The organism is Nocardia sp. NPDC052566, assembly GCF_044547285.1.
In the GTDB taxonomy this organism is placed as follows: domain Bacteria; phylum Actinomycetota; class Actinomycetes; order Mycobacteriales; family Mycobacteriaceae; genus Nocardia.
In genome coordinates this window covers 650,308-662,581 of the sequence record NZ_JBIUAF010000007.1, presented here as the reverse complement: position 1 = coordinate 662,581, position 12,274 = coordinate 650,308, and the positions used below count along the sequence as shown (strand labels likewise).

At 67.6% G+C, this 12,274-nt stretch carries 11 protein-coding genes; 4 read left to right on the top strand and 7 right to left on the bottom strand.

Translation table 11 applies throughout. The features are described from left to right. Positions 1 to 10 precede the first annotated feature (10 nt). Complete coding sequence (locus ACIG5A_RS37875; RefSeq protein WP_397249197.1) at positions 11 to 1,258, bottom strand: hypothetical protein; 1,248 nt, start codon at positions 1,256 to 1,258, stop codon at positions 11 to 13. Positions 1,259 to 1,406: 148 nt separating this feature from the next. After that, a complete protein-coding gene (locus ACIG5A_RS37870) occupies positions 1,407 to 1,850 on the bottom strand; it encodes a hypothetical protein (RefSeq protein WP_397249195.1) in 444 nt (147 codons plus the stop codon). Positions 1,851 to 2,083: 233 nt separating this feature from the next. On the opposite strand from ACIG5A_RS37870, the gene lexA reads away from it, so the two are divergent. From lexA to ACIG5A_RS37850, 4 genes are all read left to right on the top strand, one after another. Next, positions 2,084 to 2,809 (top strand): transcriptional repressor LexA, encoded by a 726-nt coding sequence (gene lexA / locus ACIG5A_RS37865; RefSeq protein ID WP_397249193.1) that lies wholly within the window; start codon positions 2,084 to 2,086, stop codon positions 2,807 to 2,809. A gap of 92 nt (positions 2,810 to 2,901) precedes the next feature. Next, positions 2,902 to 3,291 (top strand): VOC family protein, encoded by a 390-nt coding sequence (locus tag ACIG5A_RS37860; protein WP_397249191.1) that lies wholly within the window; start codon positions 2,902 to 2,904, stop codon positions 3,289 to 3,291. Positions 3,292 to 3,477: 186 nt separating this feature from the next. Beyond that, positions 3,478 to 3,882, top strand: coding sequence for a YybH family protein (locus ACIG5A_RS37855; RefSeq protein ID WP_397249189.1), 405 nt, complete (start codon positions 3,478 to 3,480; stop codon positions 3,880 to 3,882). Between the two features lie 350 nt (positions 3,883 to 4,232). Then, complete coding sequence (locus ACIG5A_RS37850) at positions 4,233 to 6,050, top strand: protein kinase (protein ID WP_397249187.1); 1,818 nt, start codon at positions 4,233 to 4,235, stop codon at positions 6,048 to 6,050. A 53-nt stretch (positions 6,051 to 6,103) separates the two neighbouring features. Here the strand turns inward: ACIG5A_RS37850 and ACIG5A_RS37845 are convergent, their stop codons facing one another. From ACIG5A_RS37845 to dapF, 5 genes are all read right to left on the bottom strand, one after another. Beyond that, positions 6,104 to 7,249, bottom strand: coding sequence for an acyl-CoA dehydrogenase family protein (locus ACIG5A_RS37845; protein ID WP_397249185.1), 1,146 nt, complete (start codon positions 7,247 to 7,249; stop codon positions 6,104 to 6,106). A 155-nt stretch (positions 7,250 to 7,404) separates the two neighbouring features. Further along, on the bottom strand, positions 7,405 to 8,415 hold the full coding sequence (locus ACIG5A_RS37840) for an alpha/beta hydrolase (RefSeq protein ID WP_397249489.1): 1,011 nt from the start codon (positions 8,413 to 8,415) through the stop codon (positions 7,405 to 7,407). A 190-nt stretch (positions 8,416 to 8,605) separates the two neighbouring features. Further along, a complete protein-coding gene (locus ACIG5A_RS37835; RefSeq protein WP_397249183.1) occupies positions 8,606 to 9,463 on the bottom strand; it encodes a lysophospholipid acyltransferase family protein in 858 nt (285 codons plus the stop codon). Positions 9,464 to 9,762: 299 nt separating this feature from the next. Continuing rightward, positions 9,763 to 11,205, bottom strand: coding sequence for a GTPase HflX (gene hflX, locus ACIG5A_RS37830; RefSeq protein WP_397249487.1), 1,443 nt, complete (start codon positions 11,203 to 11,205; stop codon positions 9,763 to 9,765). 184 nt (positions 11,206 to 11,389) lie between these two features. Next, on the bottom strand, positions 11,390 to 12,271 hold the full coding sequence (dapF, locus tag ACIG5A_RS37825; RefSeq protein WP_397249485.1) for a diaminopimelate epimerase: 882 nt from the start codon (positions 12,269 to 12,271) through the stop codon (positions 11,390 to 11,392). Positions 12,272 to 12,274 lie beyond the last annotated feature (3 nt).

The window sequence follows — 12,274 nt, the reverse complement described above, 5'->3', positions numbered from 1 at the left end:
CACCCCGGCGCTATCCGGTCAGTTGCCACTGCGCGGTCAGGTCCGCGATGAGCTCCGGTAGCCGGGGGATCAAACGACCGCGGGCGAGCTTGTTCCAGAACGGTTCGCCGAGGAAGGAGGCCGCGAAGGCCGTGTTGCTTTCCATGTCGACGTGGCGGGGCACCAGATCGGCGGTGATGTAGGTCCAGCGGGTGTCGCGGTCGGCCCAGTTGAAGTCGGGCAGTGGGGTGCGCAGGGCGAGGGTGCGGCCCGCTACGTCGGCGCGGACGGTGGCCGAGGCGAAGATACCGGGTGCGCGTACGCCGGGCACGGCGGGTTTGCCCGCGACGGTGCTGACGTAGGTGAGTACCCGGCCGATCGGGGCGCGGCCCGCGGCGGTGGCATCCCATTGGTCGGCGATGACGTGGTTCTGTTCGCGATCGGTCATCCGGATCAGCGCGTCGATGTAGCCGTCGCGTGTACCGGAATCGATGGACCGCCAGGCAGCTTCGATATCGGCGTCGATCACGCCCGCCGCGTACATCTCCTCGATGCCGCCCATCCCCAGCGCGACATACGCCTCGTGCATCGGCACCAGGTCGGTGAAGATGTGCTTCTGCATGATCATCAGCCGGGTCTGGTACCAGGCGACGTCGTCGGCGCTGAGCCGCGAACCCTCGGTGGCCAGCAGCTTGATATCGGCGGGCAGGATGTCCACCAGTTCCGCCGGTGTGTTGCGCAGCAGGTCGGCGACGGCGTTGCCGAGCTGGTGGATGCCCGGCACGTCGAGCACCACGCCGACATCGCTCATATCGAAGAATCCGGAGGCGAACGAACCGCCCGCGATACCGGCCAGGCCGGCCCACCAGAACTGCGGATGCGTCGTGGCGAGCCGCAGATAGTTCACGTAGACCTGATTGAAGGTGCGCTCGTTGGCGTGCACGCCGCGCGCCGGATCCCAGCCCGCGAGGTCGATGGCGGCGTTGCGGGTGGAGACCACCAGCCAGTAGTGGTGCAGCAGCGTGCCGTATCGGGCGGGCGCCACCCCGTCGGCCCTGGCCTGGTCGAGCGCGTCGAGCAGCACCGATTCGTCCAGTGGCAGTGCCGGATTCAGCCCGCCGCCGCCCGCGCCGTCACCGTTGACGGTGGGCAGATCCAGATACATCGCATAGGCGGGGGCCGCGTGCACCGTGGGCGTCGCGCCGAGCGCGAGTGCGAAACAGGTGAGCAGCCCGGCGATTCGCGCGAGGGCTCGGGGAGATGGGGCGAGCGAGGTCATTGCATGAAGTCCCGAAATCGTTCAGCGGAACGGGTGGCCCCGGTCACGTTTCGAGCACAGTAGCAACATGTTTCACTCGCCGATCAACAAATTCGGCCACCCTTCGCTGCGACACCCCTCGTCGCCGCAACGACATTCACCCCGAGGATCAGCGGGGCGGATACACCGAAGGAGCACCGGAATCGACCGAGCCGTCGACGACCACCGGCACCGTCGCGGGCACTCCCCCGTCGAAAGTGCCCGCGCGCCAATGCGCCAGGCAGATCAGCGCGGTCACCACGAGCGCGCTCAGCAGCGCCGCCATCGCGAGCATCGCGAACCCGGCCTGCGCCTCCTGCACCCGCGCCATCGGAGACAGCTCCCGCACGGACGCGGGCGCGACGATGCGCGCCGGCCGCTCGTCGTAGGCCACGACGGCGGCGCGCGGGCGCACGCCACGCGGGCGATCCACGGCGGGGCGATGCAGCGATTCGAGCGCCCGCGTGGCACCGCGCCGCGCGGGCGCGACGCGCGGAACGGTATCGAAACCGAGGTCGTCGACATCATCGATACTGGTGGTCTTGGTGGCGTTTTCGCTGATCGCAGTGCTCATCGGACAAACCTCCGTGTGGGTGCTCCGTCTGTGTTCGAGCCAGGCCGTTCGATCAAGTGTTCGAAGAACTTGTGTTCGAATTTCTACCACGAGGCACCGACAATGTCAGTAGAAACGCCCGACATGCGTCGAACAGATGTTTGAAACATCGCTGCGACCGGACTAGATTCGAGAGACGAAAACCACGACAGGATCGACAGCAGTACCCACACGGCACGAGAAGGGCGGTTGCGGTGAGCCACACAGACGACACGGGTGAAGAGAGCGAAGTCGGCGCCGGCGGCGGGACGGATCTCACCGTGCGTCAGCGCAGGGTGCTGGAGGTCATTCGCACCTCCGTAAGCGAGCGCGGCTATCCGCCGAGCATCAGGGAGATCGGCGACGCCGTCGGGTTGACCTCCACCTCGTCGGTGGCCCATCAGCTACGCGCGCTGGAGCGCAAGGGCTATCTGCGGCGCGACCCGAATCGTCCGCGCGCGGTGGACGTGCGCGGCCTCGACGAGCAGGTGCGTGCGGTCACCACGCTGCCGACGGTGGGCGCCCCGCGCGATACCGACAGTGGCGCAACCGATCCGAGCCGCCCGACGCCGACCTTCGTCCCGGTGCTGGGCCGGATCGCCGCCGGTGGGCCGATCCTGGCCGAGCAGGCCGTCGAAGATGTGTTCCCGCTGCCGCGCGAACTCGTCGGCGACGGTTCGCTGTTCCTGCTGAAGGTCGTCGGCCAGTCCATGGTCGACGCCGCGATCTGCGACGGCGACTGGGTGGTGGTGCGCCAGCAGAACGTCGCCGACAACGGTGAGATCGTGGCCGCCATGATCGACGGCGAGGCCACCGTGAAGACGTTCAAGCGCACCGGCAAGGACGTCTGGCTGATGCCGCACAACCCGTTGTTCGAACCGATCGCGGGTAACGATGCGCAGATTCTCGGCAAGGTCGTCACGGTCATCCGCAAGATCTGACCGCAGCCTCCGCACGAGGGGGACGGCGACCGAAGTCGCTGTCCCCCTTCGTTTTCGGCGCCGTACCCACCCGGGCGGGTACGGTGGCCGCTATGGCCGTAGCAAAGCTGGCGTTGATCTCGCTCGACTGCGCCGATCCCGAGATGCTCGCGAAATTCTGGGCCGACCTACTCGAAGGAGAGGTCGTCTACCGCACCGATGAACTGCACGTGATGCAGGCCGAACGCGGGGTACTGGCCGCTATCCGAGTCCCCGGATATCAGCCTCCGACCTGGCCACAGGGGCCGACTCCCAAGCACATGCACTTCGACCTCGCGGTGGCCGATCTGGACACCGCCCAGGCCGAAGCACTGCGTCTCGGCGCCCGCCTTGCCGAGGAACAACCGGGCCCGGACCGCTGGCGCGTCCTCCTGGATCCGGCCGGACACCCCTTCTGCCTGACGACCACCGTGCCATTGCTGCCGATCGGCCCGAAACCCTAGGACCTCAGTCGTTCCGACGCCGAGCCGGTCCGGCGGCGCACCGCGGGTGAGCGAATCGGAGGTGGCTTTCCGCGGCCAGGGGCTGACCGCCATGGGTCTGCGCGGGAATGGGCACTGCGCGATCGGCGGCCGGATCGCGGCATTCGGATCAGCAAGCGGCGCTGATGTTGTTACGCTCGGTAAGTCATGACGACCAATCATGACCACGACTCCCTGACGCGGTTCATCGCCCGTTGGGTCGAGCTCTTCAATGCCCGCGATCTGACCGCACTGGCGGAGCTCTACGAACCCGGCAGCGTCATGGTTCCTACGCCGGGCCAACTCGTCACCGGCCCGGAACGCGCGGTGGCGCTGGCTTCGTTGTCGAGCCTTGGCGTGCCGATGGCGGCACGGCTGCACCGCTACTACCTCGTCGGCGATATCGCGCTGCTGCTCGTCGACTGGTCCCTCGAAGGAAACTCGCCGGACGGCCGGGCCATCGCCCTGCGCGGGATCGCGACCGATGTCGTCCACCGCGATACCGACGGCGACTGGCGCTACGTTATCGATAATCCATCCGGCACAGCCGAATTCAGTGCGCCGCCGCACTAGCCGTCAGCAGCCCGGGGCGGACCTGGCACTTCCGTCCCGGGCCAGGTGATCTCATGGAAGCATCAGCATCGCGAGGAAGCCGGAGATCATGCGGGTGAGCTGATCGACAAAGTGCGGAATCATCGTCTCTACCTTTCGCCTCGGAAATGGGGGTTGATCGGATTCGGCTCGGCGCACGTTCGACGGCGCGCACGAGTCCATGGGTGCGCTGTGTATTCGTTGCGCGCAAACACACGGACGGGTCGGCACGGTTGCCCGCGGTATTCTGTGCCGCCACGCACCGGGGCGCCACGCGTATCGTCGATCCAGGGAGTGGGTTGCACGCGAGGAACTAGCGCGGAGGACTGACGGTGGGGCCAGCACTGACGGCGGGGCAGGTCTTCGCCGGATACCGCATCGAGCGACTGCTTGCTGTCGGCAGCGTGGGCGAGGTCTATCTGGCCCACGATCGCGATCTACCACGGTATGTAGCGCTGAAGGTGCTCACGCGCGCCAACAGCGCCGACCCGAATGTCCGCGAACGGTTCCGCCGCGAGGCCGATACCGTGGCGCGGCTGTCGCATCCGCATATCGGCGCGATCTTCGCGCGCGGCGAAGCCGATGAGCGCCTGTGGATTTCGATGCAGTACATCGACGGCAGCGACGTCGCCGCCCGACTGCGCAGCGGACCGCTCGAACCGAGCCGTGCGGTACGAATCATTGCCGAGGTGGCCCAGGCACTCGACTACGCGCACGACGCGGGCGTGCTGCACCGCGACGTCAAACCCGGCAATATCCTGCTCGCCCGCGGCGTCACCGAACGAGCGATCCTGGTCGACTTCGGCATCGCGGTGGTGATGGACGATGCCACCGGCCTGACCCGCCTCGGCGAGGTCTACGCCAGCTTCCAGTACGCCGCCCCGGAACGCTTCTACCCGCTCATCGACATCGACCGCCGTGCCGACGTCTACTCCCTCGGCTGCACCCTTCACCATATGCTCACCGGCCTGCTCCCCTACCCGGGCGTCGGCACCCCGCAACTGATCCAGGGCCACCTGCACTCCCCCATCCCCCAGCCGAGCCGCCAAAACCCCGGCGTCCCCGCCAGTTTCGACGAGGTCATCGCCCGCGCCCTGGCCAAGGACCGCGACGAGCGCTTCAGCACCTGCGGCGAACTCGCCACCAGCGCCACCGCCGCCCTCACCGAATCCCGTACCCCCCACCCCTCCCCGTTCTACGAAGGCGACCCCACCGCCCCCTCGATGAAAATCGTCGAAGCACCAAAACCTCCCCCCTCGACATCATCGAACATACCTGCGCCACAACACATTCCATACACCAGCTCGACGGCACAGCTGACACCGCACTCCACTGAACCCCCAGCGGAACGCCACCACCCGCCACTGCCGTCAACACCGAGCGCGAACCTCACCCGCCACCCCGATCCACAACCCACATCCCAAACCGCCAGTCCCCCACCGGACATCGACCACCCCACTCCCGCCCCCACATCGCCGAGCACCGATCACCCAGCCGACATCCACTACCGCGGCTCGACGCCCGATCCTGGAAGTGGGAGTCGCCCAGCGAATGTCCGGCAGGCCTTCCCCATGCACACCGCGCACGGCATCAATAGTCCTGCGGGTGTCGGCCCCTCCTCGTCACCCACATCGCCGAGCACCGATCATCCAGCCGACGTCCACCGCTCCGGCACGACGACCGGGCCTCGAAGTGCTAGTCGCCCAGTGGATATCCCGCCCTCCGAGGTACCTCGGGCCCACCGCACCGATCGCTCAGCGGACACCTATCGTCCGTCCGCAGCCCCCATGCCATACAGCACCACAGAAATCCATCACGCGGGCCCAACCCCCGTACCGCGCAGCGGAAATCGCGCGGACGTTCACCAGCCCGCAGCGCGAGGCGACCGTCCGGCGCCGCACCCCGATCCGCGGACGTTCTGGCGCATCGTGGGCGCCTACCTCATGGTCGCCTGCGGTGTCGCGATTCTGTTGACCGGTCTCTATTTCGGCTGGCAGGCCATCGACGCGGTGGTCATCCGTCAGCGCGAACCCCTCAGCCACGTCGCCATCAAGCTCGCCGCCGCCACCCTGCTCATGCTTCTCGGTGGCGCGGGAGCCTACGTCTGCGGCATGTACGCAACCGAGCTGCGCCGCAACGATTCCGAGTAGCCGAAAGGTGAGGCCCGCGCGAAATTCTTTGCGGGCGTCACCTTTCCGGCGGATCAGGTCAGTTTCAGGCTGCGGCCGATGATTTCCTTCATGATCTCGGTGGTGCCGCCGTAGATGGTCTGGACGCGGGCGTCCATGTACGCCTTGGCGATCGGGTATTCCTTCATGTAGCCGTAGCCGCCGTGCAGTTGCAGGCAGCGGTCGATGAGGTCGACCTGCTCCTCGGTGCTCCACCACTTGGCCATGGCGGCGTCTTCGACGGACAGTTTGCCCGCGTTGAGATCCTCGATGAAGCGGTCGACCATGATGCGCACGGCGGTGGTCTTGGTGGCCAGTTCGGCCATGACGAAGCGGGTGTTCTGCAGTGCGCCGATGGGCTTGCCGAACGCCTTGCGGTCGCGCACGTACTGCTTGGTCATCTCGAGGCAGGCCTCCATCGCGGCGGCGGCCATGACGGCGATCGAAAGACGTTCCTGCGGCAGGTTGTTCATCAGGTGGACGAAGCCCATGCCTTCGGTGCCGAGCAGGTTCTTACCGGGCACCCGCACGTCGGTGAAGCTCAGCTCGGCGGTGTCCTGCGCCTTGAGGCCCAGCTTGTCCAGGTTGGCGCCGCGCTCGAAGCCGGGCATGCCGCGCTCGACCACGAGCAGGCTGAAGCCCATGGCGCCCTTCTCCGGATCGGTCTGGGCGACCACGATGACGATGTCGGAGTTGATGCCGTTGGTGATGAAGGTCTTGGCGCCGTTGAGGATCCAGTCGTCACCGTCGCGCACCGCGCGGGTCTTGATACCCTGCAGGTCCGATCCGGTGCCCGGTTCGGTCATGGCGATCGCGGTGATGATCTCGCCGGAACAGAAACCGGGCAGCCAGCGCTGCTTCTGCTCCTCATTGGCCAGCTCCAGCAGATACGGCGCGATCACATCGTTGTGCAGGGCGAAGCCGAGCCCGGAGTACTGGCCGCGCACCGACTCCTCGGCGACGATCGCGTTGTAGCGGAAGTCCCGCACCCCGCCGCCGCCGTACTCCTCCGGCATCGCCATGCCGAGGAAGCCCTGCTTACCCGCCTCGAGCCAGACATCGCGGTCGACGATGCCCTGCTCTTCCCACTGCGCATGCCGTGGCGCGACGTGCTGATCGAGAAACTTACGGAACGACTCCCGGAACAACTCGTGTTCGGGTTCGAACAGTGTGCGCTCCACGCCAACCTCCTAGTGCCAACACCAGCCGGCTACCTACCGGCGCGGTCGTTGCCCATAACGGTACCCGGAACGAGAACCATCGTTCACTTCGCGTCCCGGAATTACGATCTCACCTGGTATAGCAACCTGACACAGAAGGCGATCCCCGGGTCAGCTCACGCGGGCAGCCCGAGTCCGCGGGCGAGGACCGGCCACGACGCCACGAGGGCATCCTGCCAGTACCCCCACGAGTGGGTGCCCTGCGGCTGGAAGTCGTAGGTGGCCGGGATGCCGAGCGCGTTCAGCCGGTTCTGCATGTTGCGCGAGCAGTAGTTGGCGCCCGCTTCCAGCACACCGCCGAGCGTGGTCTGGTTGGCCAGTCCCCCGACGCCGGGCAGCGCGAATTTCCCGTCGAGCGTGTCGTACTGGCCGGGCAGGCCGGAGCCGTTGGAGATGAACAGGTCGACGCCGCGCAGTTGATCGGCGTGGACGTAGGGATCGTTGGCCGCCCACATCGGATCGCCTTCGGGCCCATACATGTTGTCGGTTTTGCCGCCGCCCGCGGTGACCACCGTATTGACGAAGCTGTAGCCGATCGGATCGCTGATCTGCGCGCAGCCGCTGTAGGCCGCCGCCGCTTTGAACAGGCCGGGCTTGGCGATGGGCAGTTGCAGCACCGAGGTGCCCGCCATGGACAGTCCGGCAATGGCATTGGTCCCATCGGTACCGAGCGCACCGTCGACCAGCGGCGGCAGCTCCTCGGTGAAGAAGGTCTTCCATTTGTTCACGCCGAGCACGGGATCCGGTGCGCGCCAGTCGGTGTAGTAGCTCCACGCGCCACCGACCGGCTGGATGACGTTGACGTTCTTCTCGGCGAGGAATTGCAGCACCGAGGTCTTCTTCTGCCAGGTCGCCGAGTCCTCGCCGCCACCGGCGCCGGACAGCAGATACAGCGTGGGGCGCGGTACGGAGGCGTCGGCCGGGCGCTGCACGTCGACCTCGATATTCTTCCCCATCGCGGCCGAGTACACCTGCAACTGCAGCGAGCGCGCGTCGTTGATGGTGACACCCGCGATGTACGACCCGTCGGACGAGCGCGGCGACGCCAGCAGCGCACCGGAGGCCATGATCGGATCCGATGCCGCCGTCGCGGCCATCGCGGCGAAACCGCCCGATGCGGCGGGCATCCCGAGGAGTACCGCGACCGCGCCTGCCACCACCGCCAGCTTCTTGCGTGTACGAGCCATGGACGCCACGGTACGTATCGATTGCTGAGAAATTGCCAGCCTATTCTCAGCGGCTCGTCAGGTTCGCGCCGATGATGAACCGGCGCAATGGATCTCATATCCGCCGGAACACCGGCGGGTGATCAGCGCCTCAGCGCCTGAGGAATCCGCGTAACCTGCCGACCAGCGTGCGACCGGAATCGCGTTCCCGCTCGGCGAACAGGAACCGCAATTCCTCCTCCAGCGCCTTGCGCACCACATCGCGCAATTCCTTTGCCGCACTGTGCATATCGTCGGCGTCGCGCCACGGCGCCGGGTCGATGGGCGCACCGGCGGAGAAGTAGAACCGCTCCGGCCGCGGAATGACGGTCGGGCCGAGTCCGCGAATCAGCGGCGGGGTCAGGTCCTTGCTCAGGCCGAGCGCCTCGACGGCCCAGCGCAGCGGGCGCAGCACCGGATGATCGCCGTCGACCACGATGTCGTAGGCGTCGTCCACGCCGATCATGGCGACCGGCACGATCGGCGCGCCCGCTTCGATCGCCATGTGCGCGAAGCCCGTTCGACCTTCCCACTTCAGCACGTACTTCTCGTTCTTGCGGCGCACCGCCTCCCGGCCGCCGCCGGGGAATACGATCACCGCCTCGCCGCGCGAGAGCATGGTGAGGCAGTTGCGCCGGGTACCGCGGACCGAGCCGAAGTGGTGCAGCAGGTGCCGGATGCCGGGCACCGCGATGAGGACGTTCTCCGCGAGGCCGCGGATCAGCCTGCCGCGGCGGCGCAGCACCTCGGGCAGCAACAGCGGAGCGTCGATGCCGCCCATCAGATTGTGGTTGCCGACCAGCAGCACCGGCCCGTCGGCCGGGATGTTCTCCAGCCCGTAGAAGCGGGGGCTCGTCCACGCGCGCAGCGGCGCGAGCAAGGTGTCGAGCACTCGAACGTCGGTATCGGTCAGCGAAACCGACAGCGGCGCACCATCACTGAGCGTCGGGGTGGGGTGGTCGTGCGACAAGGAGCCCTCCTGATGTCGATTCGACGACGATAGCGTAACGAAATCGACTGTGTCGCACTGCTTGTGCATGGAGTCATGGGATAACTCGGCGGCGCGGGACAGCGCCCGGACACGTGACCTCGTAAGTTATCCAGGCGATTGCCAGGTAGATACCGACCGGTATGCCCGACTGTGTCTCAGTTCACTCGAAATTCGCCCGACCTGGACACTTGCCCAGCAGGATTCGCGCGACCGGATCCACACTGTGACACAGGGTTCGCGCCCCGGATCCGCGCACCGAGCACGGATCCGAGTGCGCGTCAGTCCTGGGCGTGGCCGTTGGTGAGCGGCGCGCCGGAGCCCGCGTACTCCGCCAGCGCCGACGCCAGCGAATGCGGCACGCGGGCATGCACCTTGGTACCGCCCTCCTCGTGCGTCGAGCCGATGATGCGGCCGTCCGCGTGGATCCTGGCGAGCAGATCGCCGCGCGTGTACGGCAACAGCACGCTGACCTCGACATCGAGACCGCCGAGCACCTCGGCGAGGCGCTCACGCAGCGCATCGATCCCGACGCCGCTGTGCGCGGAGACGAAGACGGCGTCGGGCATCAGCCCGCGCAGCCTCGTCAGCTCGTCCCGATCGATCGCGTCGATCTTGTTGACCACCAGCAACTCCGGCGGCGCAGGCGTGCCCGACTCCTTGATCACGTCGGTGATCACCTCGCGAACCGCCTTGATCTGCCCGGCGGGCATCGGGTCCGAGCCGTCGACCACGTGCAGCAGCAGATCGGCGCCGGTCACCTCCTCCAGCGTCGAGCGGAACGCCTCGACCAGCTGCGTCGGCAGGTGCCGGACGAACCCGACGGTATCGGTGAACACGACCTCGCGGCCGTCGTCCAGCGCCGAGCGGCGGGTGGTCGGATCGAGGGTGGCGAACAGCGCGTCCTGCACCAGCAGCCCGGCGCCGGTCAGCGTGTTCATCAGGCTGGATTTGCCCGCGTTGGTGTAGCCGACGATGGCGACCGACGGGATGCCGCTGGAATTGCGGCGCGCCCGCTTGGTCTCGCGCGCGGTCTTCATCTCGCGAATCTCGCGGCGCAGCTTGGCCATTCGCTCGCGGATGCGCCGGCGATCGGTCTCGATCTTGGTCTCACCGGGACCGCGAAGACCGACGCCGCCGCCGTTGCCGCCCGCGCGGCCACCGGCCTGCCTGGACATGGACTCACCCCAGCCGCGCAGGCGCGGCAGCATGTATTCCATCTGGGCCAGGGCGACCTGCGCCTTGCCCTCGCTGGAGGTGGCGTGCTGGGCGAAGATGTCCAGGATCAGCGCGGTCCGGTCGATCACCTTGACCTTGACCACCTTCTCCAGCGCGGTCAGCTGTGCCGGGGTGAGTTCACCGTCGCAGATCACCGTGTCGGCGCCGGTCTCCAGCACCACCGCGCGCAGCTCCTCGGCCTTGCCCGAACCGATGTAGGTCGCCGGGTCCGGCTTGTCGCGGCGCTGGATCAGCGCCTCGAGCACCTCGGAGCCCGCGGTCTCGGCCAGCGCGGCCAGTTCGGCCATGCTCGCGTCCGCCTGCGCGGCGGTGCCCTCGGTCCACACCCCGACCAGCACGACCCGTTCCAGGCGCAGCTGCCGGTACTCGACCTCGGTGATATCGGTGAGCTCGGTGGACAGACCGGCCACGCGGCGCAGCGAACTGCGCTCGTCGAGCTGCAGTTCGCCGACCGTCGGCTCGGCCGACCAGCCGTTGCGGCTCATCCGCGCCTTGTGCTCGGCGACCACGTCACCGGAGTCGGCGGTGTCACCGGCGTCGAACGCGTCGTCGGCCGAATTGATGTCGAATGTCTCTGATTTCCTCATACGCTGTCCATGCTGCCACGTTCCGGTGGCCCCGCGCATTCGGTTATCCGCTGGGCGAACTCCGCGCGAGTCGGCAGGCCGCTCAGAGGCCGGCCCACCACGCACCCGCGAGGCGGCCGGTGGCGACAAGCACCGACGGTCCACGCAGCGTGGCCTCGCCGTTCGCGATGCCGACGGTGACCTGACCGCCGGGCACGCGGACGGTGACCTCGCCACTGTCCGACGCGATCCGGAATCCTTCGTGCGCCAGCGCCGCGGCGGCGGCCGCGACGGTTCCCGTTCCACAGGAACGGGTTTCGCCGACACCACGCTCGTACACGCGCATGTCCACGGACCGGTCGGCATCGAGCGCGGTGAGGATTTCGACGTTCACCCCGCGCGGGAACAGGTCGGGATCGAATCCCGGTGCGACCGTGAGGTCGAGCTTGGCCAGCGCCTCGGCGGACAGATTCGGATCGACGCAGGCCAGATGCGGGTTGCCGACATCGATGCCGATCCCCGAGTACCCCCAGCCCGACACGGTCGCGGTGGATTCGCCGAGCTCGCGCACCGGGCCCATGCCGACACTCACCTCACCGTGCACCGCGTCCGCGGCGTGCACGACCACCGGGCGCGCACCCGCGCGGCTGCCGACCACGAAGCCGCGCCTGCTCTCCATGCCGGTGGCGGCCAGGTAGTGCGCGAACACCCTGGTGCCGTTGCCGCACATCTCGGCGATGGAGCCGTCGGCATTGCGGTAATCCATGAACCAGTCGTCGGCGGCCACGCCGTCCGGGATCGCGTCGAGCACACCCGCGTCGCGCAACGCGCCGGCCTTGGCCACCCGCAGCACGCCGTCGGCGCCGATACCGCGCTGCCGATCGCACAGCGCGGCCACCCGCTGCACGGTCAGCTCGAGCGCGACCGGCAGATCGGGCAGCACCACGAAATCGTTCTGGGTGCCGTGGCCTTTGGTGAATTCGATATC

Coding starts and splice junctions, on each gene's coding strand:
- ACIG5A_RS37875 (WP_397249197.1), bottom strand. CDS start 1,258: ATGACCTCGCTCGCCCCATCTCCCCGAGCCCTCGCGCGAATCGCCGGG.
- ACIG5A_RS37870 (WP_397249195.1), bottom strand. CDS start 1,850: ATGAGCACTGCGATCAGCGAAAACGCCACCAAGACCACCAGTATCGAT.
- ACIG5A_RS37855 (WP_397249189.1), top strand. CDS start 3,478: ATGACGACCAATCATGACCACGACTCCCTGACGCGGTTCATCGCCCGT.
- ACIG5A_RS37840 (WP_397249489.1), bottom strand. CDS start 8,415: ATGCCCGCCGCATCGGGCGGTTTCGCCGCGATGGCCGCGACGGCGGCA.
- ACIG5A_RS37860 (WP_397249191.1), top strand. CDS start 2,902: ATGGCCGTAGCAAAGCTGGCGTTGATCTCGCTCGACTGCGCCGATCCC.
- hflX (WP_397249487.1), bottom strand. CDS start 11,205: ATGAGCCGCAACGGCTGGTCGGCCGAGCCGACGGTCGGCGAACTGCAG.